Origin of the sequence: uncultured Aquimarina sp. (assembly GCF_947492115.1) — a bacterium.
Taxonomy (GTDB): domain Bacteria; phylum Bacteroidota; class Bacteroidia; order Flavobacteriales; family Flavobacteriaceae; genus Aquimarina.
This window is the reverse complement of sequence record NZ_CANLMM010000013.1, coordinates 42852-69694: the sequence shown is the minus strand read 5'-3', so window position 1 is coordinate 69694 and position 26843 is coordinate 42852. Positions and strand designations below refer to the sequence as shown.

At 32.6% G+C, this 26843-nt stretch carries 25 protein-coding genes; 7 read left to right on the top strand and 18 right to left on the bottom strand.

All coding sequences use genetic code 11. The features are described 5' to 3' along the window. Window positions 1-1860: Ig-like domain-containing protein (locus Q1A73_RS23295; protein WP_299610863.1), on the top strand; the 1860-nt coding region annotated here is incomplete at its 5' end. Window positions 1861-1975: 115 nt separating this feature from the next. Here the strand turns inward: Q1A73_RS23295 and Q1A73_RS23290 are convergent. The 12 genes from Q1A73_RS23290 to Q1A73_RS23240 all read right to left on the bottom strand — a co-directional run bounded on the left by Q1A73_RS23290 (window position 1976) and on the right by Q1A73_RS23240 (window position 12872). Further along, window positions 1976-2869: a thiopeptide-type bacteriocin biosynthesis protein gene (locus Q1A73_RS23290; RefSeq protein WP_299610861.1), complete on the bottom strand. Its 894-nt coding sequence runs from the start codon at window positions 2867-2869 to the stop codon at window positions 1976-1978. Then, on the bottom strand, window positions 2869-5103 hold the full coding sequence (locus Q1A73_RS23285) for a lantibiotic dehydratase family protein (protein ID WP_299610859.1): 2235 nt from the start codon (window positions 5101-5103) through the stop codon (window positions 2869-2871). Before Q1A73_RS23285 ends, Q1A73_RS23290 begins: the two co-directional genes overlap by 1 nt. 18 nt (window positions 5104-5121) lie before the next feature. Next, window positions 5122-6342: a lanthionine synthetase C family protein gene (locus Q1A73_RS23280; protein WP_299610856.1), complete on the bottom strand. Its 1221-nt coding sequence runs from the start codon at window positions 6340-6342 to the stop codon at window positions 5122-5124. Window positions 6343-6477: 135 nt separating this feature from the next. After that, the gene (locus Q1A73_RS23275; protein ID WP_155839727.1) at window positions 6478-6630 is read right to left on the bottom strand and encodes a hypothetical protein; all 153 of its coding nucleotides are present in this window, start codon (window positions 6628-6630) and stop codon (window positions 6478-6480) included. 213 nt (window positions 6631-6843) lie between these two features. After that, a complete protein-coding gene (locus Q1A73_RS24615; RefSeq protein ID WP_366141487.1) occupies window positions 6844-7014 on the bottom strand; it encodes a class I lanthipeptide in 171 nt (56 codons plus the stop codon). 154 nt (window positions 7015-7168) lie between these two features. After that, the gene (locus Q1A73_RS23270) at window positions 7169-8905 is read right to left on the bottom strand and encodes a tetratricopeptide repeat protein (RefSeq protein WP_299610853.1); all 1737 of its coding nucleotides are present in this window, start codon (window positions 8903-8905) and stop codon (window positions 7169-7171) included. Window positions 8906-8982: 77 nt separating this feature from the next. Continuing rightward, on the bottom strand, window positions 8983-9369 hold the full coding sequence (locus Q1A73_RS23265) for a thiol-disulfide oxidoreductase DCC family protein (RefSeq protein WP_299610851.1): 387 nt from the start codon (window positions 9367-9369) through the stop codon (window positions 8983-8985). A 27-nt stretch (window positions 9370-9396) separates the two neighbouring features. After that, window positions 9397-10065: an ABC transporter ATP-binding protein gene (locus Q1A73_RS23260; protein WP_299610849.1), complete on the bottom strand. Its 669-nt coding sequence runs from the start codon at window positions 10063-10065 to the stop codon at window positions 9397-9399. Next, complete coding sequence (locus Q1A73_RS23255; protein ID WP_299610847.1) at window positions 10062-11276, bottom strand: FtsX-like permease family protein; 1215 nt, start codon at window positions 11274-11276, stop codon at window positions 10062-10064. Before Q1A73_RS23255 ends, Q1A73_RS23260 begins: the two co-directional genes overlap by 4 nt. A 78-nt stretch (window positions 11277-11354) precedes the next feature. Beyond that, complete coding sequence (locus Q1A73_RS23250) at window positions 11355-11717, bottom strand: TfoX/Sxy family protein (RefSeq protein WP_299610845.1); 363 nt, start codon at window positions 11715-11717, stop codon at window positions 11355-11357. Beyond that, window positions 11717-12382, bottom strand: coding sequence for a DUF2461 domain-containing protein (locus Q1A73_RS23245; protein ID WP_299610843.1), 666 nt, complete (start codon window positions 12380-12382; stop codon window positions 11717-11719). The genes Q1A73_RS23250 and Q1A73_RS23245 overlap by 1 nt, the downstream gene beginning before the upstream one ends. Before the next feature lie 127 nt (window positions 12383-12509). Then, window positions 12510-12872: a VOC family protein gene (locus tag Q1A73_RS23240; protein WP_299610841.1), complete on the bottom strand. Its 363-nt coding sequence runs from the start codon at window positions 12870-12872 to the stop codon at window positions 12510-12512. Window positions 12873-12965: 93 nt separating this feature from the next. Between Q1A73_RS23240 and Q1A73_RS23235 the strand changes: the two genes are divergently transcribed. From Q1A73_RS23235 to Q1A73_RS23210, 6 genes are all read left to right on the top strand, one after another. Continuing rightward, the gene (locus Q1A73_RS23235) at window positions 12966-14372 is read left to right on the top strand and encodes a hypothetical protein (protein ID WP_299610839.1); all 1407 of its coding nucleotides are present in this window, start codon (window positions 12966-12968) and stop codon (window positions 14370-14372) included. Between the two features lie 73 nt (window positions 14373-14445). Then, window positions 14446-15024, top strand: a complete 579-nt coding sequence (locus Q1A73_RS23230; protein WP_299610836.1) for a Crp/Fnr family transcriptional regulator — start codon at window positions 14446-14448, stop codon at window positions 15022-15024. Between the two features lie 82 nt (window positions 15025-15106). Further along, entirely contained in the window at window positions 15107-15553 is a 447-nt protein-coding gene (locus Q1A73_RS23225; protein WP_299610833.1) for a nuclear transport factor 2 family protein, read from the top strand. A gap of 180 nt (window positions 15554-15733) precedes the next feature. Beyond that, window positions 15734-16771, top strand: a complete 1038-nt coding sequence (locus tag Q1A73_RS23220) for a M12 family metallopeptidase (protein ID WP_299610830.1) — start codon at window positions 15734-15736, stop codon at window positions 16769-16771. 107 nt (window positions 16772-16878) lie between these two features. Beyond that, a complete protein-coding gene (locus tag Q1A73_RS23215) occupies window positions 16879-17460 on the top strand; it encodes a hypothetical protein (RefSeq protein WP_299610828.1) in 582 nt (193 codons plus the stop codon). Window positions 17461-17466: 6 nt separating this feature from the next. Next, window positions 17467-17955 (top strand): nuclear transport factor 2 family protein, encoded by a 489-nt coding sequence (locus tag Q1A73_RS23210; RefSeq protein ID WP_299610825.1) that lies wholly within the window; start codon window positions 17467-17469, stop codon window positions 17953-17955. Window positions 17956-17959: 4 nt separating this feature from the next. On the opposite strand, the gene Q1A73_RS23205 is transcribed toward Q1A73_RS23210, so the two are convergent. The 6 genes from Q1A73_RS23205 to Q1A73_RS23180 form a co-directional block, all read right to left on the bottom strand. Continuing rightward, window positions 17960-18613, bottom strand: coding sequence for an HAD family hydrolase (locus tag Q1A73_RS23205; protein ID WP_299610822.1), 654 nt, complete (start codon window positions 18611-18613; stop codon window positions 17960-17962). Window positions 18614-18628: 15 nt separating this feature from the next. Beyond that, window positions 18629-21037, bottom strand: a complete 2409-nt coding sequence (locus Q1A73_RS23200; RefSeq protein WP_299610819.1) for a TonB-dependent receptor — start codon at window positions 21035-21037, stop codon at window positions 18629-18631. 3 nt (window positions 21038-21040) lie between these two features. Then, entirely contained in the window at window positions 21041-21760 is a 720-nt protein-coding gene (gene recO, locus Q1A73_RS23195) for a DNA repair protein RecO (RefSeq protein ID WP_299610816.1), read from the bottom strand. Further along, window positions 21760-24039, bottom strand: coding sequence for a two-component regulator propeller domain-containing protein (locus Q1A73_RS23190; RefSeq protein ID WP_299610814.1), 2280 nt, complete (start codon window positions 24037-24039; stop codon window positions 21760-21762). The genes recO and Q1A73_RS23190 overlap by 1 nt, the downstream gene beginning before the upstream one ends. A 123-nt stretch (window positions 24040-24162) precedes the next feature. After that, on the bottom strand, window positions 24163-25506 hold the full coding sequence (gdhA, locus tag Q1A73_RS23185; protein WP_299610812.1) for an NADP-specific glutamate dehydrogenase: 1344 nt from the start codon (window positions 25504-25506) through the stop codon (window positions 24163-24165). 103 nt (window positions 25507-25609) lie between these two features. Beyond that, window positions 25610-26749, bottom strand: a complete 1140-nt coding sequence (locus Q1A73_RS23180) for a cystathionine gamma-synthase (RefSeq protein ID WP_299610810.1) — start codon at window positions 26747-26749, stop codon at window positions 25610-25612. Window positions 26750-26843 lie beyond the last annotated feature (94 nt).

The following is a 26843-nucleotide window of genomic DNA, read 5'->3' as shown; positions in this document are numbered from 1 at the left end:
GATTCAGGAGTTATTGATATCACAAATAGTGATCCCGGTGATTATATAGTAACCTATACCACAACTGGAACTTGTCCTAACTCCAGTCAAGTAAACATAAATATAACAGATCTTGATGATCCTAGCTTTAGCTATGATCAATCCTTATACTGTAAGGATCAATCCGAAACAACACCCACTGTTACAGGACTAACTGGTGGAGTATTCTCTAGTACAATTGGATTGGATATTGATCCTGATTCAGGAGTTATTGATATCACAAATAGTGATCCCGGTGATTATATAGTAACCTATACCACAACTGGAACTTGTCCAAACTCCAGTCAAGTAAACGTAAATATAACTGAACTTGATGATGCTAGCTTTAGCTATGACCAATCCTTATATTGTAAAGATCAATCTGAGGCAACACCTGCTATTACAGGACTAACAGGAGGGATATTCTCTAGTACAACTGGATTGGATATTGATCCTGATTCAGGAGTTATTGATATCACAAATAGTGATCCGGGTGATTATATAGTAACCTATACCACAACTGGAACTTGTCCAAACTCCAGTCAAGTAAACGTAAATATAACAGATCTTGATGATGCTAGCTTTAGCTATGATCAATCATTATATTGTAAAGATCAATCTGAGGCAACACCTGTTATTACAGGACTAACGGGTGGAGTATTCGCTAGTACAACTGGATTGGATATTGATCCTGATTCAGGAATCATAGATATTACTAACAGTGATCCGGGTGATTATATAGTAACCTATACCACAACTGGAAGTTGTCCTAACTCCAGTCAAGTAAACGTAAATATAACAGATCTTGATGATGCTAGCTTTAGCTATGATCAATCCTTATATTGTAAAGACCAATCTGGGGCAACACCTACTATTACAGGACTAACAGGCGGAGTATTCGCTAGTACAACTGGATTGGATATTGATCCTGATTCAGGAGTTATTGATGTCACAAATAGTGATCCGGGTGATTACGTAGTAACCTATACCACAACTGGAACTTGTCCAAACTCATTTGATTTTAATATTACTATTAACGATTTAGATGACGCATCATTTTTATACACTGAATCCTCCTTTTCAACCACAGCTCCAAACGCAGTTCCTATTATTACAGGGATCACAGGTGGTGTTTTCAACGCAATACCAACTGGATTAGATATAGATGGTAGTACGGGAGAAATCAACCTAACCAATTCAGTACCGAATACATATACAATTACATATACCGTTGCCAACATTTGTGCTAATTCATCCAATATAAATATATTAGTCATAGATGATATACCTCCAATTGCAAGTATTACCTCTGCCGAAAGCAATCCTACGGCTAACTCTTCTTTTGAAATCACAATTAATTTTGATGAGGATATTAATAATTTTAGTTTGAATGATATTATTGTTGATAATGGAACAATAAGTAATTTTTCTGGAGGAGGTCTCTCCTATCAGGCAACTGTTACTGCTATCACCACGGGAACAGTAACCGTTTATATTAATCCTGGGAGCTTTACCGATCTGTATGGGAATGAAAATACCGTATTAACTGAATTTATGATTAATTTTGACAATACCTTAAGCGTTAATGATGAAAATCCTTTGGAAAGGCTTGCCATTTATCCAATACCATCAAAAAACACAATTAATATATCTGGTGAGTTAAATCTAAAATTAAAAAGTGTTGAATTTTACGATATTCACGGTAAACTAATATTTTCTGAAATATTAGACAGTCATAACACTTCTAATAGTATTGATATTTCTACATTTCATTCAGGTTTATATTTAATGAAAATATTTTCTGAAACATCAACAATTACTAAAAAAATTATCAAAGAATAAAGTTCTGTTTTGAAAGTGGTATGATGTAGAAATTAAATTGAAAAGGAAGTAACTTTAAAATACCTCTACCTCATTCAATTTAAAATTTTTGAAACAAAGACGTATTGGTAATGATTTAATTAGGTTGTTTTTTGTTTTTAAATTTTCGGATTCCCCAGGCAATTTTATAATTTCTATATAGCAAATCATAAAGAACCATCTCATGCAAACGATTTTTAGATCTAAACAACCTGTTCATAAGCATATGAATATAACTACTCATTCTATCATCTAATATTGAAGTATTCACCTTAGATTTTATACTACCAACTAAGGCTTTACTCTTGGTACTTTTTTCTTCAAGCAGATCAAGAATTGGTATATATTCAGGAGTTGCTTCTTTGCTAAGTCTAAGAAAATTTTTAATCTTTTCTTGCTCATTTCTAAACTTCTTATCCATTTGCTTTTTGAGATTTTTATTCATCCCAAACTCTGCTCCAAAACCAGTTTTTAATCGCTCCATTAAAACCAATTTCTGGTCTTCATCATATCCAAAATCCGCAAGCAACTGATCGATTGCTCTAATCCCAAACAACCATCTTAACTCTTCCCCTTCATCTCCATCAATCAAATCGAGAAAATCTACGATCATCTTGCTATCCAGAAAAAATAATTCTTCTGAAGCTACCATTGTATCAACACCGTAACGTTCAATCTCCCTTTGATACGTATCCAACTGTATTTTCCATATTAAATCTTCATCAGAAAACTCTTTTAATCCTGCATACAATGCGTTAATGACAGCTGCTACATTTTCTGGTTCATTGTAGTGAAATCTAACTCTAATATGATGTTTAGGGTCGTTATACCGAATGAAGAACCACTTATCAATAACATCTTGTTCTAAAAGTTGACTCGCTATAGGTTTTATAATTTCAGTTAGAATAAGGTCTGAAGTTTTAGGACCAGTATAGATTTTATAGTATAACCATTCACTACCTATAATAAAAGCTCTTTGTACTCCTTCCATTAATTCTGTATATTTTTTAGTTTCTTTTCGTTGTAAAAAGACACTACAATTTGGTTTGTAAATGCTTTATCACCACTATTTACAATACTATCTTCGGTATGCAAAAACTCTTTTAACTTAAACCTTCCTCTTTTCTTTACAGTATTTAACAACATTTTCATTGATGTTATATTTCTAGTGTTTACCAGTAACTCATTGTCTCCATCAGCGAGTAATACAAAACGAGGTAGTTTCTTAGTATCAATAAATTTGTTTAATCCTTCCAAGAATTTCTCTTGATCTTTCAATGCATCTAAAAGCTCTTTAATGTCTTTAGAAGATATATTCCAAATAGCACTTGAGAGTATAACATCTTTATACTCTACCCTAGGCAAAAAATCGTATTCATCGGCAAAAGGGCCCCAATCAAATCCAATTCCACCTCTTACATTTTGAGTTTGCATATTTGCTAAAAACTGATAGATCGGAAGAGCATTACTCGAATAATTGTGAGCATTTGTAAGATGTGGTATCACTTCTTTATCAAATTTTTTAGACCTAAGTTTCACTTTGCCTCTTGGAGTTGCTGAGATCATTAGATCATCTAATAATAATTGATCTTCATCTTTTAGAACAGATTTTGCCAAATAGGGGATTTCATATTTTCTAAAATTTGGTCTCATTAAAATATTACCTACTCTTGATTCTGGCAAATGAACAATCTCTGCAAGAATTTTATCTGGATTCAATTTGGTTTCTAGATCAATTATCTCTTGTGTATATGTATTTAACTCCTTATCTCCATGGCAAAATCTACCTAATAAATTGGCTGCACTCGAACCTCCACAACTAGACATTATTATTTTCTCCTCAGATTTTTCTTTTACCAATTCCACCATTGCTGAAATGGTATCAGGCAGATCTTCCCAATTCTCTTCCAATCCTTTAAAGTCGTCATCTGTAACTACTAATACATGCTCCTCTTCCTTGATACTTTTTACCAATTTCTTCTGAAGTACCGCATTAATAGCTGACCATTTTACATCTCTGACAGCTACTTTCTCTGAATTATACGGCAGCATAAGATCATCTATAATCTGACTTACATCGCCCGAATCCTTATCTTGTAAAAAACCTATACCAAGTTCTACATCCAGAGCATTAGACAAGGAAACTTCTCTACTCTCATATCGCTCATAAAAGGCTGTCCTAAATCTAGAAATAAAAGTTTCTTTTGGTGGTAAGGTTATTTTATTAATAATAGAAAGCCCCTTTCTTATTTTTTTTATGGTATCATAACTGAGGGTATTCGATTCCACAGATAAGCTCATATCTGTCTGAAACATATATTTTAATTCGAATTCTGTCCCTAATTTCTTAAGAGATTCACTTAGTTTTATATACTCATATGCATTGTTACCTATATTTTGATCAATTCGATCTAGAGTAGACTGAACATTTTCTAATTCGGAAATAATATGCTCAGTTCCTGAAAGTCTTTTTAAAACTGGCATTATCTGATCCAAAAATTCTGGTCCAGACACTGAAGGTTCTAATTCGCTAATCAGTAATTGACTGTCCACTAATTGATCGAGAAACCCTGATGCATCTTCTAATGTAATATCATCATCTACCAGTGATTCCGCTAAATCTCTTAATAAAGCCCCTTTTCGCGCTTGTCTTAATATTATTTGTAAGTATTCAGAATCTTCTACTGCTACAATATGATGAACCCTTCTACTTTTAACATAAGAGTATTCTACATATCTTAATTGTTTGCCAGCTTTGTAGATACTAGTATTGGGATAGAAGAGTAATTGTTCTTTAATTTTTTCGTCCTTTACAATATCTTGGGACAGTGCTACCAAATAATTCATATCCAATCGTGTATGACGATTGTTTTTTGATTTATCTGAAAGTGTAATGTTTGCAATTTCCGAAAAGCTTCCTACCGAAGTTCCTGCAAAAATACCAAAGGGCGTACATCTTGAAGACATTCTACTTAAATACTTCAGTACAGAATACATCATACGCTCCGAAGCTGCTTTTTCGGTAAGATTCCCAGCTAACCACTTTTCAAATTCTTGATATAAGGAAGGTGAAGCTAAAAAAATTGCCTCTTTAATAATCTGATCCGAACATATCTTTTTTAGCTTTTCTTCTTTCAGTTCATTATCCCCAGTTAATTCTTTAAAAAAGGAAAAAGAAAAAAGAGGAGCTCGCAAAACATATTTTGGAAAATTTTTATAGCTCATATTACTTTATACTTCAAATTAACTGATTAATAAACATTCATCCCATTTCGTATCAAATGGCGCCAAATAAGAGATAATACTTAACCCAATCCCAGCGATACCTTCTAATAAATTGATTTCCTTTCTCCAGCCTTGATCTTCTCCTCCAAACCATTGCTTATATCCTACGTACCCATCTTCGTGTACGGCCATATCGATCCCTTGCTCCATCCAAAAATTTGAGGTTTCCCTAAAAATCTCCTTTTTTGTTTCTTTGTACATATAATTGTAAATCTGTACCATACCAAAAGTACCATGACACAAACCATTGTCTTTTACTTTGGCTTCTTCCAGATCTCTTCGTTTACAAGAATGTTCTACTGTTTTCATGCCTTTTTCGGTTATCATATCATTTTTCAATGCTCTTCCAACCCTAAATAAAGTAAGTCCAATCCCTAAATCACCATAACACCAAGCTAAACGTTCTTGGCCATTCTTTTCCATGCCTTCATAAATCCAACTTGGAAAAGACGAAGAACAAGAAGAATCTGTATTTTCATAACTTAGGATAAACTGAGTAGCTTTCTCTAAAAGAGGTTTGACCTCATCCTCAAAATCATCATAGCCCAGCAAGCGTGATAAAAAATTGATAATACTTGCCATACCATGAGACAAACTAAGATTGGCTCCAATTACTTTAGTATTATTGCTGAAAGAAGTTTCCCATTTTAACATATCATCCTCTTCAATTGCAGTTCTTTTTAGGGAGGCAATAAGTTCTAAAAGTTTTACCTTATAAGCATCCTTTAATGTTTCAGACTTTGTGTTTTGATATCTTTTGAAGAAATAAAAACCGATTCCAATAGTTCCATGCAAGAAATCATAAAACTTATCTTTTTCTCCCATTTGGATGATTGCACTACTGAGGTATTCATCTAAATCTGCCAATAACTCATCACTATCAACATCAATAAAACCTTCATCGTCCAACAGCTCAATAGTCCAACCTGCGCCTGCAATACCGGTACAAAATGTAGGAAAACTATATCCTTGATTTATTTTTTCGATCACTGTTGATATCATATCCACTCCAACATCAGCATGAGCATCATTCTCAGTAAATTTTGCATAATAAAACTGAAACAATGCAATTCCTGATATTCCGGATAAAACACCTACGTGTTGATTATCTGTATAATTTTCTGAAAGGATAGCACTAATCTTTTCTAGCTTATCTAATAAAATAGATTCTGTATTCATTTTTCTCTTTAAAACATACTATAAAAAAACTGCCTAAAAGTAAGGCAGTTTCAGCGTTCAAAATATTAAAAAAACTTGTATTACGACAGGTACTATGAAATCATTTTAAAAAATATAGTACTTGTCATAATTTTATTAGAAACAATATCTTCCTGGGGGAGGACAGCTGTTAAAAGCATCTAATGTAGGACAACAATGTGTTGGATCGATACCTCCTTTGATTTTATTAAGATTTAAGTCACTAATTGTTTGTTTTTTAAGCTCCAACTTTTTCAATGATTTTTTCATGAATGTAATTTTAATTAAGATACCTACTCTTTTTCTAAGGTTTTCGGTTACCCCTTGCTAAAATGAATTGTTAACAATTTCTCATTTTGTTCTTCTACCAAATTAGCACAGAGAAACGCAGTAAAAAAGTATAATTTCCGCATTTTAGATAAAATAAGGCATAAAAAAAGCTCTGAAGTTTTTCAGAGCTTTTTAAGTTATTCTTTTAAATTTTTATGGGATATGACTGTGGTCACAATACACATCAGATTCGCAGTTATTGGTTTGATCACAATGTTGTGTAGCTATACAATCTCCACCTTGAATTTTTCTCATGCCATAGTCGTTAATTCTAGCAATAGTGAGCTTTTTAAGACTTATGCTTTTCTTTAATTGCTTTTTCATTATGTAATATTTAAAAGATCCTAAAAACCGTTAAAAACTAATAAGATCTATAGAGTTAATATAATGAAATATACTTTTTACAAGCCTTAAATCATAATTGACAAACCTCATTTTAAACAAAATGCGGCATTCTTCTATTGACTTTTTTGAAGTTTTATAGTTTTACAGGTAACTTCTCAATATTCTTGATATAATAAGAAGGATTTAACCCTGTTTTAGCTTTAAAATGTTTGGTAAAAGAATTATCGCTTTTATATCCAATCTCGCTAGCAATCGAACTAATAGAAAATGACCTGAATTTGTTGTCATTTTTTAATCGTTTCAATACGTAATCAATTCTTAGGTCATTGATATAATCATTAAAACTTTTTCCTTTATAGTTATTAATAATTCTGGAAAGGTAGGTAGCATTGGTTTTCACCTTTTTCGCTATAGATCTTAAATTACAATCGACACTTAAAAAATACTCTTGCTTTTCTAGTTTCTCTAATCCCTTTAGCACTGCATTTATTTTATCATCATCGATATAAATTTCTTTAGTAGACTCTCTAGTTTCTATATTTTCTTGAGCTTCTTTTGATTCAAGATCAGAAATTCTTTGAATCAGTTTATTAAAAACTTTCTTATTTGCTTTTTGCTTTCTAAAATAAGTAATTAGTATAAAAACAAGGGATAATGCCACAATGACTAAAGCCCATAAAATATAACTCTTAAGCTTTTGTTCTTTTTCTTGTTTACTTTCTAGCTTTTTAATTTTGTTATCCAATTGCTGTGTACTCTGATCATAGATTTTATGAACTGTTTTATCTTTATCTTTCTGAAATTGATCCTGTAATTCCTGATGTTTCGAAAACCATACTATAGAAGCATCTGTATTTCCAATTTCCTTGTAGCTCTTAGCGAGAAGCATATGTGTATCTATCACTCTATTCTTTCTTAGGTCATTTTCCTTTAAGGCATTGATTGTTTTTAATAGATAGTCAACTGCTTTTTCATATGATTGCATGTCATAGAAATAACTCGCCAAAAAATAATTCACATTAATTCTCTGATTAGACCTATCATTAACTTCTAATTTGTTTAAAATTTTTTCCGCTTTATATAAAAAGCTCAAAGCTTGATCATAGTCTTGCCTTTTAAAGAAAACAATTCCTTTTTTGGTATATAAATCTGCTATCCCGATTTCATAATTTAAAGGAGTACTAATGGCAATACCTATATCCGCGTATTTTAGAACAGAATCAAACTGCTCCAGATCTAAATATACTTCACTTATAATAGTCAATACATTTACATGATTTATCTTATTTTTATATGATGTCTTATCTATAAAACTCAATAAACCTCTACAGTCTTCCAGTGCTTTATCTAACTGATTCATTCTTCTGAGCACAATTACTATATTGGATTTGGCTACAATTTCTTTTTTAAGATTCCCTCGTTCTTGTGCTATTTGTAAAACTTGATGGTAGGTATCTAAGGCTTTTTGATTTTGCCAATCTTGCAAATAAGAATTTCCTAATTTTAAGTATGCATTAGCAAGGGTTTCATTATCCGAATTTCGTTTCGCTATATCAATAGCTTTTTGAAAATATGAAATACTTATTTCGGATTCTTCTTTTCTATAAAAGTCATATCCAATATCGATGTAAATTTCCGAAAGATCGTTACCCGACAGGTTTTTGCTTTTTAATATATTTTCATAAACTGCAGCTTTTTCCCTTCTAGAATTTTTAATCAAGTCTACTAGTTGATCAATACTTTTGTTTTGGATTGTATCTACTCCTATAACTTCTTCCTTCTGTGCACTTAGCTCAAAAGTCCAAAAAGCAGACAACAACATCCAATAAAATATACATGTTCGCGTATACCTATTAACAAAAAAGCCCATTCAGATTCGTATTGTGTGATCATCCAAATGTAGCAATTCTTTTTAATTGAATTTCACTAGCGAGGTGAAGTAAAAAATTATCTAAAGTTAATTGTGCAACTGGTAGAGTGTCCAAACCACTTTACTCTGTTGCGAGAAGCTAGTTTATAAATTCCATCGCGTATCATTCGAGGAACAAAGGCTAACAAGGCAGCTACTCGTTTCCATTTTGGAATTTTGGAAACTATCTTAATAAAACCATCAGAATGAGTGTGCGCTCCATTTTCATCGATCAAAATCACCGTATCTAACCTTTCAGTTGGATATCCATGCTCTTTTAATAATTCTTGCCCCAGTGGAGATTGAAAAGGAGTAAAATGGAAAAGATCTTTTGGAGCAAATTTCATCAACCAGCCTACTACACCATTACATAAATTGCACTCACCATCGAAAATCACAATACTTTTATTAAAAGAAGTTTCCATTTTATTGATTTTTAAGTTTTTATACGATCATAGTCGTATAACTCCATCAATCATTTCAATACTTCTATCAGAATTATGATAAATTTTAGAATTATGGGTGGCAATTACTACAGCTTTATTTTTAGATCCCGTAATTTCTTTAAGCAAATCGAATATTAATTCTGAGTTTTTTTGGTCTAAATTTCCAGTGGGTTCATCTGCAACAATTAATGAAGGATTGTTTATTAAGGCTCTTGCAATAGCTACTCGCTGTTGTTGCCCACCAGAAAGTTGATATGCAGGGCGTTTAGCAAAGGATTTCATACCCACTTCTGCTAATAAACTCGTAGCATCGTGTTCTATCTCCTTTTTACTTTTTAAGGAAAGCTTCATAGCAGGCAACATTACATTCTGAAGGACATTAAACTCTGGAAGCAAATAATGAAATTGATATACAAAACCGATATGTTTATTTCTAAAATCAGTTAATTGCGAAGCAGTTAACCTTTTAATTTTGTGATCATATATTGTTAGATCACCATCAAAATCAGTATCTAACGTAGACAAAATATATAATAAGGTAGATTTACCGCTTCCAGACTCACCAAATACAGATACTAACTCACCTTCAGAAATTGATAAAGAAACATCGTATAAAACCTGATGCTTTTCTGGTTCTGTAAAATATTTATTGATCTGTTTAGCTTTTAAAATCATATCCCTCTTATAATCGTTACCGGATCCACTTTACTAGCTTTTTTAGATGGAAAATACCCAGCGAAAGCAGTTGTCAAAACACCAAAGAAAAATCCCAAAACGTAGTAAAAAACCTTAAAGTTAATAGGATACGTCTCTACTATAATAAAATCCGAAGTATCCAAGGGTGTTGTAGATATTAAATAACTAATACCATATCCAAATAAGATGCCTAAAAATGCCCCTAATACGCCAATAATAATAGATTGCAGCAAAAAGATAAATACAATATCTTTACTAGAATACCCAACGGTTTTCAAAACGGCAATATCTTTTCTTTTCTGAATTACGGTGATATTTAGAATATTATAAATTCCAAATCCTGCAACCAAAAGCAATGCAAAAGAAACTGACCATGTCAGAATGTCTCTTACTTTATTACCAATGACAATAGTTTTATTACTGTCCTTCCAATCTTCTGTAGTTATCCCCTGGAATTTTTGAACCAGATCATCTTTAATACTCACATCATCTCTATCTTTTAATTTAATGTGAATATTAGTGATATGATTCTTCTGACCTAATAAATGTTGTAATGTTTCTGAAGAGGTATAAGTTCGTACGTTATCAATTGTGGTAATCCCAAAACTAAATATTCCTAAAACTTCTAATTGTTGATTTTTACCATTAGGAAGAATCATTTTAATAGAATCCCCAACAGAAACTTGCAATCTTTTTGCCAAGCTTATACCGATAAGGATGGTGTTTTTTGCAGATAAACTCTGAAACCCTTTTCCTTCTACCAATCTTCTTTCGAGATCAACCATAGTATCTTCCTGAGTCGGAAAAACTCCATTAATACTGCCAGGAAGTTGCTTAGCATCACTTATTAAAATTGCTGGAGAGATTATTTGATGCGCAAAACCTTGCACATTATTCCTATCCTTTAAAAAAGAGTCGATTTTATCATAGTTATCTAAAAAACTTCCTTGACTTAAGATCGAATTAGCGTTTGGTTTTTCTACATCCTTACTAATAATTATATCAGGACTTCCATTAAAAACAGCATCATCTAAAAAATCGTTCACTCCAGTCATAAAGTTAATCATCACTATAAAAGTAGTTACTCCTAACAATACACCAATCATTGCCAAAAAACTCTGTTTTTTCCTAGCAAAAAGATACTGCATTGCAATAAATACGTTTGTTTTAGTAAAGATTGTTTTAGACATATGCAATAGGTCGCTATCGAACTTTAACAATTACAAAGACTATCTATTATAAAATAGCATTTTAGAAACTTTTCATACCTATTTCTTCTTCTTACTACTCTTGGCTAAAGGATTAAAATCCAGACATAATTGTATCCAATATTCAAGATCTTCGTCCATATCAAAACCTTCTGGAGTTACAAAAACATATCCTTTCATTGGTCTTCCTGTAAAATCCATTGGATAACACCCAGTTCTGTTGATAGCAATAGCATAGGCTTCTTCTCCTATTCTTGCCATTAATAAATCGGTTTCCTTCTTTTTATCAAAATGAATTCCACAACACATTTTATCATCTACCATAAAACAAAGACCTCCCATCATTCTTTTGGTATAGAAATTTGCTCTTTTGTCTTTAAAAATCTGATGAATCCGATCCGAAAGGAACTCACTATACGCCATTATTGAATTGCTTTAGTTAAATATTCATTTACAGGACGCATTATCTTCCAATACTCCATTAATTTATCAATCAGAGATTCATTGGTGATTAATGAAGGTGGTTCTTCTCCAACAAAATAGAATTGTTTGTTCCCAATTAAAGGTTCAATTTTGTAAGCTTCTTTCCATTCTCTTGGAATTCGTTTTATTGCTCGTCCTTTGATTTCTCCAAATCTCTCAACAAACTCTTTTTCTTCAATTAATTTTCTAAAATATTTAGGATTATTACTAATCGTAGTTCTTAAATTAAACAATTGTTCCTTTGTAATACCAAAACATCCTCCCATAACTCCAACCATAATAGGTGACAATCGCAAAAATAAACCCGGAACACTTTTATCTTTTCGTCCTCCCTTAGATACAAAAGCCGTGTAATATAAATTATACGGGGATTTATCTTCTGAAAAACGAATATCTCTGTTTATACGTAGTATACACTCTTTAGCATCAATTTGCAATGTAGGATCGTACTTCTGAATTTCTTGAATCATTTTACCTACAAAAATCTCAAAAGGTCTCTTCACACTTGCTTCATATCTCTTTTTATTGGCATGAAACCACTCTTTATGATTATTAAATTCTAATTCCTTAAAAAATTCTACAAAGTCTTGTGTAAAATATTGCATGGTCTTATGTATCAGTTATTAAATATAGCAAAACACTATCTAGAGTAACATAAACATCCTGAATTTCTTAATGAACTTCTGTTGGATAGTATAAATCTCTAGATAGTTTAGGAATGTATTAAATAGTTTATTGCATAGAATGAAATGCAACCCTATTTCCTTCGGTATCCAGAAAAATTGCCATAAATCCATTTTCTCCTATAGAAGTTTTAGGCATTAAAATCTTTCCTCCAGCTTTTTCTACTCTAGCTAAAGGAATGGAAAGATCATCTCCTCCATTAAGGTAGGCAAATGTACCTTCTTGTGATGGTGTATTTCCGTTTCCATGCGTAACACAGCCACCTACTCCACCATCTTTGTATGGAAAAAACGCCATTTTAAATTCCATCTCCATGGGTTGTAGTTCTACATCTAAAAGCTCATTGTAAAATTTTACAGCTCTTTCAAAATTGGTACTTGGTATTTCAAACCAGCTAATTGCATTTGACATATTAAAATAAAGTATTGATTAAGATTATCTCAAAGGTATACGATAAGAATCATGAAAAAAAGTATTATTTTTGAAAAAACATAGGTTTCTAAAATGAAAAAAAACGAAGAATTATTCTATTTAATTAAGTCATTGACAAAAAGTGAAAAGCGTTATTTTCGATTAAGTTCTAAAGGAGGAGAAGACGCTGAATACCTATTGCTTTTTGATGCTATTGATGCGCAAAAGACCTATGATGAAACATTAATCAAAGTACAATTCTCAGACAAAGCTTTTATAAACCAGCTAACAACCATAAAGAACTACCTAAAACAACGTGTTCTACAATCTCTTAGAAACTATCACGCCAAAATCTCCATACAAGCTGAATTAATAAGCATTATCAAGAATGTTGAAATTTTATTTCACAAAGGATTATATACTATTTGCAATAGCGAATTAAAAAGAGCAGAAAAAAAAGCTATCAACTTTCAACAAAGCGTATTGCTTTTTCAAATAAAGGATTGGAAAAGAAAAGTTTATCAAGCCTTGCATCCTCAAGATTTCGAAACCTTAAAAGATATTATCACCGAGCAGAAACAATGCTTAGATTCTACAACCAACTATATCAATCTTTTATTAGCCAACACAGACCCCATAAACGCCTCTTTATCTCACAAAAAAACAAATCACCTACAGAACAAAACGCTAAAGGCACTTCATTTATACCGAAAACATCTCGCCTCTAACAATCCAAAAAAGACAAAACAACTCATAGAAAAACTGATCAAAGAATGGGAACAACAGCCAGAATTGCTTAAAGAATATTTTACCACATATTTCTCAGTCTACAATAATTATCTAGGATATCTTGTTTTTGAAAAACTATACAAAGAAGCATTTGTTAGAATATTATTCTTAAAACAAAAAGCATCAGAGATTACAGTAAATTCTGCTTCATTAATTAAAGAAAAACTTCGTCTGTACAATATAGAATTAGAAATTCACAGAAACCTAAAAGACATTCACAACACACAAGAGGTTATAGAAAATATTCATGGTTTTATAGAGGAAAACAAAAATGTAATTCCAGATAATTATTGGCTTTCTTTTAGATTTCAGTTTGCCAACATCTACTTTCAAAAAAGAGATTTTCAAAAATCCCTTCACTGGATCAATGACATTCTAAACAATCAGACAAAAAAAGACCGAAAAGACCTTATCACCTACACCTATTGGCTCAACCTTTTAACACACTACGAACTAGGAAATGGATTTTCGATGAGATATTTAATAGATGCACTAAAAAAACATATTAAAAAGCAAAAAAACATAGAAGTCTATGAAAAGCTCATGTTGAAATTTTTAAGCAAAACTGTCGAACTTTCTGAAAAAGCAAAGAAGGATGCTTTTGAGGAGTTAGCTTTAGAACTAAAGAAAAATCCCATCCCAAATTTCATATTAGGTTATATAAATTTCAACCAATGGATTGAGCAGAAATACGAATTATATTCTTTATAAGTAATGTTGTGTTCTTTTTTTTAAAACAATACCTTAGTGCTTTACACAAAACAAAAGTTAGTTTACGTATAGTATGGACAATGCTATTAATCATCTCAAAACCACTCTTCATAACTTTCATAAACTCACGGACGAAGAGTTTAAAGAATTTTTAAAAATTTCTGAATACAAAACATTAGCAAAAAAGGAATTTCTATTACAAAACGGGCAATACAATCATGGGATTTTATTTGTTACCAAAGGCATTTTGGGTCTATACGAGCTCATTAATACTAAAGAGATTTACACTTCTTTTTTTAGTGTTTCTGATTTTGCCACAGAAATATCCAGCTTGGCTTCTCAAAACACTTCCAACAAAAACATTGTAGCCATAAGTGATACAGAAGGTTTTTTTATTAAGAGAACTGAACTTTTACAACTTTATGACAAATCAATATCCTTTGAACGTTTAGGAAGAAAACTACTTGAACATTTATTAAGTGAGCAGCATACCTTTACAACAATGTTAACATCGCTAAAGCCCGAAGATCGATATAAATATTTATTAGAACACAATCCAGAACTTATTCAGCAAATACCAGTTCAATATTTAGCATCTTATATTGGCGTTGCCAGAGAAACTCTGAGTAGAATTCGTAAAAGAATGTCCTAATTACACTTTGTGATCATCGTCACAAAAATCCTGTTTCCGTATTCTTAGTTTCACACCGTTTAAAATTCTAAAATTGATACTAATGAAAACTTTAGCACGAATTATGGTTTGTATTATATGTTTATGTACGGCCGATTGTAAATCTCAAACTAATGAAGAGGTTATGGAAAACGAAATTAAAACTATGGTAGAAAAATTTGTAACCGCAGGAGCCCAACGCAACACAGTTATGTTTGGTGAAATTTTACATCCCGACTTTCGAGTTGTGGTAAATCGATATCCTACTTCTGATAAAACCACCGTCATCTCAGGAGCCGGATATATTTCATTAATGAATCAAAAGAAAATTGGCGGCACGCCTTATAAAACCTCTATTTTACATCTAGATATTAAAGAACATTCTGCAACCGTTATTGCACTACTAGAAGCTCCTGAAAATAGTATGCAAGTAACTTTTTTGCTAGTAAAAAATCAAGAAAACACCTGGCAAATCATTTCTGATCTCACTATACAAAACCCTAACCCTTAAACTTGTCGACAAACAAATCACTGAAAATCAATCTGTTTGTAGGATTTTTAGTTCTTATGTTACAAATATTAACGTTTCCTGTTTTATATCGCATTAAGTGTTAATTATTTATTAGAAAAATACTAATTGATGTGGTTTCTGGTTAGAGCAAGTGTTAATAACATAAAAACACAAACTCAAATGAAAATTAACAAATCAATCCTAATGCTAGGAACAGCATTAGCTATGTTCTCATGCTCTGAGAACGAGCCTATTTCGGATCTAGAGAATTTAGAACCAGAAACACCTCTTTTTGATGGAGCAGAAAGGGCTAATTTTAGCACGACAGGAACTATTGAAGAAGGATTCTATGCAGGTCTTCCCATTAATTACGAATCGCTAAATGGAGATCGTATTTTTGAAGGGGATATCATTCTTCCCAAAGATCACGTCTTCTCCGAAGATACTAACTTTGTTTTGGAAGATGGCCAAGATCCATCCGAAAGCAAAAGCGTTGGAAGAACTTCTGGAAGATGGCCGAACAATACGGTATATTACACAATCGCGAGTGATTTACCGAACAAGGCACGTGTTACTAATGCAATTGCAAGCTGGGAAAACAACACGAATCTAACATTTATTGAAAGAACAAACGAACCAAACTATATCTATTTTAGACCTGGTAGTGGTTGTTCTTCTAATGTTGGAATGGTTGGTGGAAGACAAAACATTAATCTTGCAAGCGGATGTAGTACTGGAAATACCATACACGAAATTGGTCATGCTGTAGGTTTATGGCACGAACAAAGTAGAGCAGATAGAGATCAATATCTAACGATCAATTTTCAGAATATTCAATCCGGAAGAGAGTTTAATTTCAGAACCTATGTAGAACAGGGTTATGATGGTGACGAATATACTGATGCCTTAGATTTTGGATCTATTATGATGTATGGAGCTTATTCTTTTTCTAAAAATGGGCAACCTACAATCACTAAAAAAGATGGTAGCACTTATTCCGTTCAAAGAAATGCATTATCCTCTAGTGATTTACAAGGAATTGATAAAATGTATCCTGATGGAGATGGTGGCGGTGGAGAACCAACTTATGAAAATGGTCAATACTATACGGTATACGGATTAAGAGTATATAGATACAATGACAAATGGTATTACTATAGCTCTCGTTATGGTTGGAGAGAAGTGGTCTATGTAAATGGCGCTTGGTATTATGCGTAATATATAAATTAGTAATTGTTTTAAGCCTTAGGTAGATATACTTAAGGCTTTTAATTTTTAGTTGCAACGATATTGTTTATTTTTGGTCTGTTATTGAAAATTACACGATGAGATTATTGCTTTCTACATTATGTATTCTTACTATATTCTGTACAGGATGCAAAAAAGAAAATTCCAACACTACTCAGGAAGAAAAAGAAATTATCCAACTAGATAGTTTATCTAAAGAAAAGGCTACGGTTGATGTTTTAAAATTGTCTCCAGAAGCTTCTAAAGACTTAGAAAGTTTTGAAGATTTTCAAAATCTTAAAAACTTAGTTGTATCCATGAAAGAATCTAATCCTTTCTATGTTAGAAAATATGCTGATAGCATGAATTTAATGGTTGAAAATTTTAAAGAAAATATTTCTGCAGATCTTAAAGTAAATACCATTATTTCTCGTATCGCTGTTTTAGCTACAGAATCGGGTTTACTATTGCAACTAAGCGAAAATAAAAAACAAGATTCACAGAAATTAATAAATGCTAATATTAGACTAATTACCGCATACAATAGTCTGATAATACAGTTAAACGAATTATCTCTTGCTATTCCAGAAAATATCGAAAAAGAGCTATTAAGAGAGCGAGACATTCTAAGAGATTCTATTGCAAACCCTGAAGAAGACATTATTGAAATTGAAGAATAGTATACTATGAAAAAAAATATCCTTTATTTATTGCTTGTAGTTTCCTTTTGTGGTTTTGCCCAAGAAAAAGAGCAAATTAATACCATATTAGAACAATGGCATAAAGCTGCTGCCGATGCATCTTTTGACAACTATTTTTCACTAATGACAGAAGATGCTATATTTATTGGTACTGATCCTACAGAAAATTGGGATTTAACTTCATTTAAGGCTTTTTCAAAACCTTATTTTGACAAAGGGAAAGCGTGGAGTTTCAGTACGCTTGAACGAAATATTTTTGTTCCGTCAAACTCCAATCTAGCATGGTTTGATGAATTATTAGACACCCAAATGGGTATTTGTAGAGGTAGTGGTGTATTAGAAAAAACTAGCAAAGGATGGAAAATTAAACATTATGTTCTTTCGATAGCGATACCAAATGAAAATGTAAAAGAAATTACCCTTCTTAAGAAAAATTTCGACGCTGAATTAATGAAAAAACTAAGAGCGCAATAAGACTTTAAAACAACTCTTTGATAAACTCCACTAAATTTGGATAACATTGAGTAGCTCCGTTATCTATGAGTTTTCCTTTATTCTTTTCTCCTATCCCAACAAAATCTAAAGATAAGTTTTGTGCCGTTTTTAAATCCCATAGACCATCCCCTAACGAAACGATATTTTCAAAATATGTTTTATCATAAAAAGATTTTGCCCTTTCTATAGCATCTTTCACAAATCCTTCTCTTGACTCATGTGTCTTAGAAGTAGCTAATAATCGCTCATCGCACCATATATCACATTGATTTAATTTCTGTAAGGCAGGTTTAGGTAACGCTCCTGTTGCAAAACAAAACGGAATATTGTCACCTCTAAATCTATCTATCAATTCTTTTGCACCACTAATCTCCTTTACAGGATCAAAATCGTTCATTGCTGATATCAAGTTATTTTCAAATTTATCTAGTAAATCCTTAGGTACACTTTTATTAAAATTACGTTCATAATTGTAACGCAACGCATAACTATCAGTATGATGTTTATAATTATTGTAATCAGTATCTATATCAACAATTCCTAAAGCTTGCATCGCCTTAGTAACAGAAATCAAGTACATAGGAACGCTATCTGTAAGTGTTCCATCAATATCAAAAATGTATAATGTGTCTTTCAAAACGTATGCTTTAGTCTACAACGAATATTTTAAGGAAGCAATAAAATTTCTACCAGCACCAGCGATTCCAGAAGAATAAGGTCTGTATCGTTGATCAGTAATATTTTCAATAGTAAAAGTAGCCTGCAAGCTCTTTGTAAATTGATATCTAGAGCGAACGTTTAGCGTATACCACGATGGCGAATAAGGATTTCCATTTTCGTCCAATGCATATAAAAAAACATTATTTTGTTGTGAAGGTGCTAAGTCTTCAAAATCAAACTGACCGTTGTAAACTGCAGAAAGATCAATCATCCATTTATGATTATCATAGGTTAGATTGGTACTTCCAAATTGTGGAGCTACATGTCTCGAGGGCGAAACTGACCCATCATCCAACTCTTCTTCTCCACCTGTAAAGGTATATTTTGCCGCTAAGTTTAAATTTTTAGCAAAATCATAACGAAACCCTGCCTCAAACCCATAAACTTGAGCATTCGCTGCATTTTGAATAGCCTGTACATTACTCAACTCTCCTCCAAACAAAATTTCTGTTTCGCCATTAAGAGAAAAATCTCTTCGTACCAAAGCATTATCCAATTGGGTATAATAAGTTGCTAAATCAATCTTGAAATTTTTTCCAACATTTGCAGTCAATCCTAGTTCCCCATTGTACGCATACTCTGGCTCTAAATCTGGATTAGGAACGACTACCGATCCTGGTTCTGAATCAAAAATCTTACCTACATCATCAATATTAGGAGCTCTAAAAGCTGTAGAAAAGTTTAATTTCCAATGCAAAAGATCATTCGGAAGCCAACTAAAACCTGCCGTACCTGTAAAAGCTTCAGTGTCCAAATTAGCTTCGGTGAATGGAAAATCAAAAAAAGTATCATCAAACTCCGAATACAAAATAATTCTATTATAACGCAATCCACCTTGGAATCTTAATTTTTCACTTAGCTTACTTTTTAGACTTACATAAGCTGCAATAGATTGCCAAGTAGATCCATCAGGATATCTGGATGGCGCAGCCATTAACTCGTTCGTAGAAATATTGAATTCTGAACCGTCAGAAGACACTTGATTTAAAATATACTCCAATCCATAATGCATGGTTGTTTTATCATTAAATATTTTCTCAAAATCAAGATTTGCAGAATAAGCATCCACATTTTCTTTTGTTCTTGACAAAATCACGTCTCCAAAATCTCTATCATTCCTACTCTCCTGAAAGTTTTGGTATGCAGCCGTGAATTTTAGTTTATTATAAAATGTATTTTTCCACTTGTAGGTTAATTGAAGGTTTCCCATCAACCATTTTTGTGGTCCATAAAACCACTCTGCAGACCTTAAATGATCATCGCTACGTCTAATCAAACGGTCGTATCTCGGATAATCAGATGTTGCTGTATAAATAAATCCTGCATTGATATCCCATCTTTCATTAGGAATGAAATGTATTTTTTGTAAAAAATTAATTTGATCATATCCTGTAGAAACCTGTGTCTTCGGATCATCATTTTGAACAACGGTATCAACCCCACTAATCGTTTCTACAAATTCAGTTCTTAAATAATCGTCTGGTCCATGACTTCCCATTTTTAGATCATCAAAATCCGTATAGCTTACACTTGTCAAAAAAGCCCATTTTTCTAATCCAATATTAAAGTCAACATGTCCTGTTTTCTCATTACTTGCGCTAGCATATCTCATGATAGCATTACCACTCAACTTATTTTTACCACTAATTGCAAACTTAGGTTGTGCCGTATAAAAATTCATAACACCTCCCACAGCATCACTACCATAAACGACTGATCCAGGCCCTAAAATAACTTCTGTACGATCTATTGTAAAAGGATCTACCGAAATTACATTTTGAACATTTCCCCCTCTAAAAATTGCATTATTCATTCGCACTCCATCCACGGTAAGCAATAATCTATTAGTAGAAAAACCGCGTATAATTGGACTACCACCTCCTAATTGACTTTTTTGTATAAATACTTGACCACTATTTTGTAATAAATCCGCAGATGTTTGAGGAGTAGAAAAAGCTATTTCATCAGAAGTAATACTAACAATTTTTTGAGTAACATCTTTCTTATCCTGCTCCCATTTAGAAACCGAAATAACCACTTCTGATAACTGGTTCTCGTCGATCTCCATATAAAACATATTCGAAGATGTAATTATCTCTGCTTTCGTCGCTGTTGCTGTAATATGTGAGATATGCACAAAATACAACTTTTCATTTTCCAAAAAAGCCGAAACATCTGCTACTCCATCAAAATCAGTTATTGCTGTTTTTGATTTTGATTTGTTGTGTATTGTAACACTAGGAATAGGCTGACCATTTGCTCTACTAAGCACGGTAATACTTTGAGAAGCACTTTCCTGTAGAAAAAGTAAGGTGAATACAACAACAAAAAATAAACGCATTGTTTAACTAAAAATTTCGTTCAAAACCGAAAGTGATTTTGGTTTTTTAAAGCCGTGCAAATGTAGCTCAAAATATACTAATAACATCCCAAGAATCTCATTTCTTGCTATTCTAGACATTTTAATATCCATACTTGCCTCAAATGTCGTGCCTAAAAATTCCTTGAATAAGGAAATCACATTTCCATCCATACAATAAATGTTTGATGTATCATTCTGAAAACACCCTTCTTGCATATTAAAAACATCCAAATGAATATTGGATATATCTGGATAAAAGCCCAAATATTGTGTAAGTTTTATTAAAAAAGAAATATGAAAATTACTAATATTATCGTTAGCATCTAACCATAGAAAAGTAGTCTCTAAATAATTAAAAAGTTCATCATTAACTTCTTCTTCTTGAATAGTATTTTTAAGTATCTCTGAAAGAAAAAAGACTAAAGAGTTTTTAATTAAATCTGTATGCAGCGAAGAATAAGGAGTTAGAATTCTTGCTTCTCGAATTCTCTCTAAATTTCCCTTATCTCTATGATTAGCTTCAATTTCTAATAAAGTCAAAGGTTGAAACAAAGATGATCTAATTTTACCTCGCTTAGATTTTAGAATTCCCTTTAATAGATATGATTTTAGGCCACTAGTCTTCGTCAATAAAGAAACAATTAAATCACTTTCGCTATATCGCAAAGAATGAATGACTATTGCAGATGTTTTTACAACCATTATCTGACTACCAATAGCTTAGAAACAGTAGTTTCTCCTTGATCTTCTCCCGTGACCAAAATTAGATACACACCAGAAGCCACTTTATGCCTGCCAAAAGCAGTAGTGTCCCATTGTATACTACCTCCTTCGCTTATTTCCTCATGAACTAAATTACCTTCTATATCGGTAATTTTTACATTAGCCCTACTAGTTAATCCTCTTATAGTTACTTGTCCATTAAATCCGGGTCTCACAGGATTTGGAAAAGCCACAACATTATCCAAATTATTTTCTGGCCCTGTTGCAGTACCTTTAAACTCTAACAAGCCTTTTTCTGTAGCAAAAAAGACAGATCCAGTAGAATCATCAACAGAAATATCTCGAACGTTATTAGTAGGTAAAGGAGAATTATCTGTGGTAAAATGAGCTAATGTTTCTTGCCCGTCTGATGAAAAATAAAATACCCCAGAAGATGCAGTCGCTACCCATTTATTATTAGAACCGTCTGCCTCTATATCCGTAATAGTCTCATCGAACAATAATTCCTGAGGCACACCTTCATCATCCAAAATAATGATTTGACTTGCCTGCGGATTACTTTGTTGAAAAACTCCTGAAGGATTAAACAAAACTCTTATCCCTCTAAAGGTACCGATCCATAATTGATTATTTCTATCTATTTCTAATGCTAATATATAATCACTAGGAATATTTGATCCCTCAGCTTCTCCTGATAACTGAATTTGGTTACCAGTATCGGGATTATAACCAATAACTCCAGAATTCCAACCGCCAATAAAAAGGTTTCCATCTCTATCTATTACAGTATCAGAAAATCCAAGATTCCCTAAAGGATCCGAAATTATACCACTTAAATCAACATTTAAGGTTTGTGTAGCACCAGGCGAAAATCTTTTGAGACCATCATCTACTCTAGAATTATTAACCCACAAATTACCGTCATTATCAAAAACGGAACCATTGAGGAATACAAAATCAGAATTATCTGGTATAAATGATTCGAACCCACTATTTACATCATTAAATAAATTAGTAACTACATTATTATTGACTTCTATCAATCCACTGCTCAAACTACTTATAAAAACCTGATCTTCATTATTTGGATTTATGGTAATATGAGACAAAGATGTTGCCCCCAACACTTCATTTCTAGAAATATTAAACCAACCATCCGCTGTAAGTTTACTGATCCCTCTTCTTTGTAATGGAAATGGATTAAAATTCACATCATACTGACCAAACACCACCCATAAATTATTATTCAACGCTTCGATTCCAAAAGTAAAATTACTCAAAGGCCCTTCTGGAGAAACTAATGTTTTTGTATCTGGATTACTTAATTCAAGTTCTAGTAATCCTCTAGTATTTGTACCGAGATACACCTCATTATTGATAGTTAAAGAAGTGTTCAGTTCAAAACTATCTTCTGTAGTACTCGTTATGGATGCGGTTTCAGAAAAGTTTGTATCTAAAACCAGTGCACTATCTGCTAGCGAAATTGTTAAATTTCCAGAATCCGCATACATATCTCTAATTGGAGATGGTGCGGTAAACACAGTAGTAAGTACATTATTTTCTAAGCTTTGAACTAGATCCAAGTTTTGATGGACCAAAATCTGATTATTAAAAATTACTATATCTCTAAAACTCCCGGGAATAGGATTAGCCCACTGGTTAAAATCTACCAGATTGGGATTGGTCACATCCGCCGAAAATATTCCATTATTCAATGTAGTAGCGTATATAGAATTTTCTGCAACAATTGTACCTGTAACGTTAATTTGGGAACCTCCTGGACCAATAAAGAAGGTATCTCCAAACTCTATTCTTTCCAAGTTAAATTCTACAATACCAAATTCTGTAGAAATATAAAGTTTATCATCATTTTCGAAAAAATGATTAATTCTTTTTTCTGTTGGAGGAATTGTGGGTTGATCCACTATATCAATAAAAGTTCTAACTTCATCATCTAATATCAATTCTAATAAACCATTATCGTATCCTACAACAGTAATATCATAAGTGGAACTATGATAAATGGAAGATATAGTTTCTCCAGATAATCCATTAATTGTAGAAAATGTCTCTGAGGTTCTGGTCTCAGTATCAAAAATAAAAACCGAATTTTCTGAAGCTGCATAAACACGATCTTCGGCAGCATATATATCATTAATCTCAAAATAAGAATAATGTCCAGTCCATTGATTACTGAAATCTTGAGAAAAAAGAAATAATGGGAAAATTAGAAATATTGATAGTCTGAGATACTGCATAATTTCTGAGTGCTATTTACTCTGCTTTGATAACACGCTAAAATACTAATTATTGCTTTTAGATAATGAAAAAGCCGTTCTAATATTATAAGAACGGCTTCTATAGTATGGATTATTAATATATTATACTACTCCTTGTGCCAACATAGCATCTGCAACTTTTACGAAACCTGCGATATTAGCTCCTTTTACATAATCTACATATCCATCTTCCTGAGTTCCATATTCTAAACATGCAGAGTGAATATCTTTCATAATTTGCTTCAATTTTTCGTCTACTTCTTCGCGCGTCCAATTATATCTCAAGGAATTCTGAGTCATTTCTAATCCAGATGTTGCTACTCCTCCAGCATTTGAAGCTTTCCCAGGTGCAAAGAATATTTTTGCCTTATGAAAAGCAGCAATAGCTTCAGGTGTACTTGGCATGTTTGCTCCTTCGCTGATACAGATACAACCATTTGCGATTAATTGCTCTGCTTCATCACCATCAAGTTCGTTTTGTGTAGCACAAGGAAGTGCAACATCACATTTTACACTCCATGGTCTTTCTCCTTTGTGAAATTCTGCAGAAGGATATTTATCTACATACTCACTGATTCTTCCTCTTTTTACATTTTTCAGCTCCATAACAAAAGCCAATTTCTCTTCGTCGATACCATCCTTGTCATAAATATAACCTGATGAATCCGACAAAGTAACAACCTTTGCTCCTAACTGAGTAGCCTTTTCTGTAGCATACTGGGCTACATTTCCAGATCCAGAAACTGTAACTACCTTTCCTTCAAAAGAATCATTCTTTGTAGCTAACATATTTTGTGCAAAATACACAGCTCCATACCCTGTAGCTTCAGGTCTTATCAATGATCCTCCCCAAGTAATTCCTTTACCTGTAAGTACTCCCGTAAATTCATTACGTATTTTACGATACATACCGAATAAGAATCCTATTTCGCGACCTCCTACTCCAATGTCTCCAGCAGGAACATCGGTATCAGGCCCAATATGTCTACAAAGCTCACTCATGAAACTATGACAAAAACGCATAATTTCATCATCAGACTTTCCTTTAGGATCAAAATCGGAACCTCCTTTTCCACCTCCCATAGGAAGTGTGGTTAAGCTATTTTTAAATACTTGTTCAAAAGCAAGAAACTTAAGTATACTTAGATTTACCGAAGGATGAAAACGCAATCCTCCTTTATAAGGACCTATTGCAGAGTTCATTTGAATTCGATATCCTCTATTTACGTGTATCTCTCCTTTATCATCTACCCATGGAACACGAAACATAATCGCTCTCTCAGGTTCCACCATTCTTAAAAGAATGTTTTTTCCATTATATATTTCTTGTGTAGCGATATACGGTATTACAGTTTCTGCAACTTCTTGAACCGCTTGTAAGAACTCAGGCTCATGCGAGTTACGAGCTCTTACTTCTTCCATAAATGCATCTATTTTTGCTTGCATATGTTAATAGGATTAAAAGATTCTTATTTAATGGTTAATTTAACTTGTCAAATATATCATATTATCAAAATAATACCTATATTTTTTTGAATTTAATAACAAGTTAGCCTATAGCCTGTTCTAAATCCGCAATTAAATCATCTACATCCTCTATTCCCACACTCAATCTAATTAAAGAATCTACAACACCAGTTTTTTCGCGTTCCTCTTTCGGAATAGATGCATGTGTCATACTTGCTGGGTGACCTGCTAAACTCTCAACACCACCAAGAGATTCTGCTAGTGTGAAAATCTTAAGGTTCTCCACGATTTTTATCGCTTCATCATAATTACTATCCTTAGTTACAAATGATATCATTCCACCAAAACCATCCATTTGCGCTTTTGCAACTTCATGGTTTGGATGATCCTCAAATCCTGGCCAGTACACTTTTTCTATTTTAGGATGTTTCTTTAAATAATGTGCAATTGCCTCACCATTTTCACAATGACGTTGCATACGAACGTGTAATGTTTTTATACCTCTTAAAGCTAAAAAACTATCCTGAGGTCCACAAACAGCTCCACTTGCATTTTGAATAAAATACAAACGTTCAGCAATTTCATCATCTTTTACGATCAAAGCACCCATTACCAAATCACTATGCCCACCAATATATTTCGTTGCACTGTGCATTACAATATCAGCTCCAAGATCCAAAGGTCTTTGTAAATAAGGAGTAGCAAAAGTATTATCCACCGCCAATAGTAAATCATTCTTTTTAGAAATCGCAGCAATAGCTTTGATATCTATAATATTCATCATTGGGTTTGTTGGTGTCTCTACCCAAATTAACTTGGTGTTTTCATTTACATAATTCTCTATAGCATCGGCATTTTCCATTCCAATAAAATGAAATTTGATTCCGAAATCTTCAAATATTTTTGTAAACAACCTATAAGTACCTCCATACAAATCATTTGTAGAGATCACTTCATCACCTGGCTTTAGTAATTTAATTACGGCATCAATCGCTGCTAATCCAGATCCAAATGCTAAACCATGTTTTCCATTTTCTATACTTGCAAATGCATTCTCCAACGCCTTTCTTGTAGGATTATGTGTTCTACTATATTCAAAACCTTTATGTCCTCCTGGAGTAGTCTGGGCATAAGTAGAGGTTTGGTATATTGGTGGCATTACTGCTCCGTATGCCGGATCGTGCTCCTGACCTCCGTGTATTGTTTTTGTATTAAATTTCACTAGTTTCGATTTTTATAATATTTCTTAATTTTTTGACGTTTCTTTAATCAAATTTTACTTTTTAGAGTCGAAAAAATCAACTTGAATAGTAATA

Excerpts from the sequence above, each read along its gene's own strand:
- Q1A73_RS23290 (WP_299610861.1), bottom strand. The coding sequence starts at position 2,869 with ATGGAAGGAGTACAAAGAGCTTTTATTATAGGTAGTGAATGGTTATAC.
- Q1A73_RS23285 (WP_299610859.1), bottom strand. The coding sequence starts at position 5,103 with ATGAGCTATAAAAATTTTCCAAAATATGTTTTGCGAGCTCCTCTTTTT.
- Q1A73_RS23280 (WP_299610856.1), bottom strand. The coding sequence starts at position 6,342 with ATGAATACAGAATCTATTTTATTAGATAAGCTAGAAAAGATTAGTGCT.
- Q1A73_RS23275 (WP_155839727.1), bottom strand. The coding sequence starts at position 6,630 with ATGAAAAAATCATTGAAAAAGTTGGAGCTTAAAAAACAAACAATTAGT.
- Q1A73_RS24615 (WP_366141487.1), bottom strand. The coding sequence starts at position 7,014 with ATGAAAAAGCAATTAAAGAAAAGCATAAGTCTTAAAAAGCTCACTATT.
- Q1A73_RS23270 (WP_299610853.1), bottom strand. The coding sequence starts at position 8,905 with ATGGGCTTTTTTGTTAATAGGTATACGCGAACATGTATATTTTATTGG.
- Q1A73_RS23265 (WP_299610851.1), bottom strand. The coding sequence starts at position 9,369 with ATGGAAACTTCTTTTAATAAAAGTATTGTGATTTTCGATGGTGAGTGC.
- Q1A73_RS23260 (WP_299610849.1), bottom strand. The coding sequence starts at position 10,065 with ATGATTTTAAAAGCTAAACAGATCAATAAATATTTTACAGAACCAGAA.
- Q1A73_RS23255 (WP_299610847.1), bottom strand. The coding sequence starts at position 11,276 with ATGTCTAAAACAATCTTTACTAAAACAAACGTATTTATTGCAATGCAG.
- Q1A73_RS23250 (WP_299610845.1), bottom strand. The coding sequence starts at position 11,717 with ATGGCGTATAGTGAGTTCCTTTCGGATCGGATTCATCAGATTTTTAAA.
- Q1A73_RS23245 (WP_299610843.1), bottom strand. The coding sequence starts at position 12,382 with ATGCAATATTTTACACAAGACTTTGTAGAATTTTTTAAGGAATTAGAA.
- Q1A73_RS23240 (WP_299610841.1), bottom strand. The coding sequence starts at position 12,872 with ATGTCAAATGCAATTAGCTGGTTTGAAATACCAAGTACCAATTTTGAA.
- Q1A73_RS23235 (WP_299610839.1), top strand. The coding sequence starts at position 12,966 with ATGAAAAAAAACGAAGAATTATTCTATTTAATTAAGTCATTGACAAAA.
- Q1A73_RS23230 (WP_299610836.1), top strand. The coding sequence starts at position 14,446 with ATGGACAATGCTATTAATCATCTCAAAACCACTCTTCATAACTTTCAT.
- Q1A73_RS23225 (WP_299610833.1), top strand. The coding sequence starts at position 15,107 with ATGAAAACTTTAGCACGAATTATGGTTTGTATTATATGTTTATGTACG.
- Q1A73_RS23220 (WP_299610830.1), top strand. The coding sequence starts at position 15,734 with ATGAAAATTAACAAATCAATCCTAATGCTAGGAACAGCATTAGCTATG.
- Q1A73_RS23215 (WP_299610828.1), top strand. The coding sequence starts at position 16,879 with ATGAGATTATTGCTTTCTACATTATGTATTCTTACTATATTCTGTACA.
- Q1A73_RS23210 (WP_299610825.1), top strand. The coding sequence starts at position 17,467 with ATGAAAAAAAATATCCTTTATTTATTGCTTGTAGTTTCCTTTTGTGGT.
- Q1A73_RS23200 (WP_299610819.1), bottom strand. The coding sequence starts at position 21,037 with ATGCGTTTATTTTTTGTTGTTGTATTCACCTTACTTTTTCTACAGGAA.
- recO (WP_299610816.1), bottom strand. The coding sequence starts at position 21,760 with ATGGTTGTAAAAACATCTGCAATAGTCATTCATTCTTTGCGATATAGC.
- Q1A73_RS23190 (WP_299610814.1), bottom strand. The coding sequence starts at position 24,039 with ATGCAGTATCTCAGACTATCAATATTTCTAATTTTCCCATTATTTCTT.
- gdhA (WP_299610812.1), bottom strand. The coding sequence starts at position 25,506 with ATGCAAGCAAAAATAGATGCATTTATGGAAGAAGTAAGAGCTCGTAAC.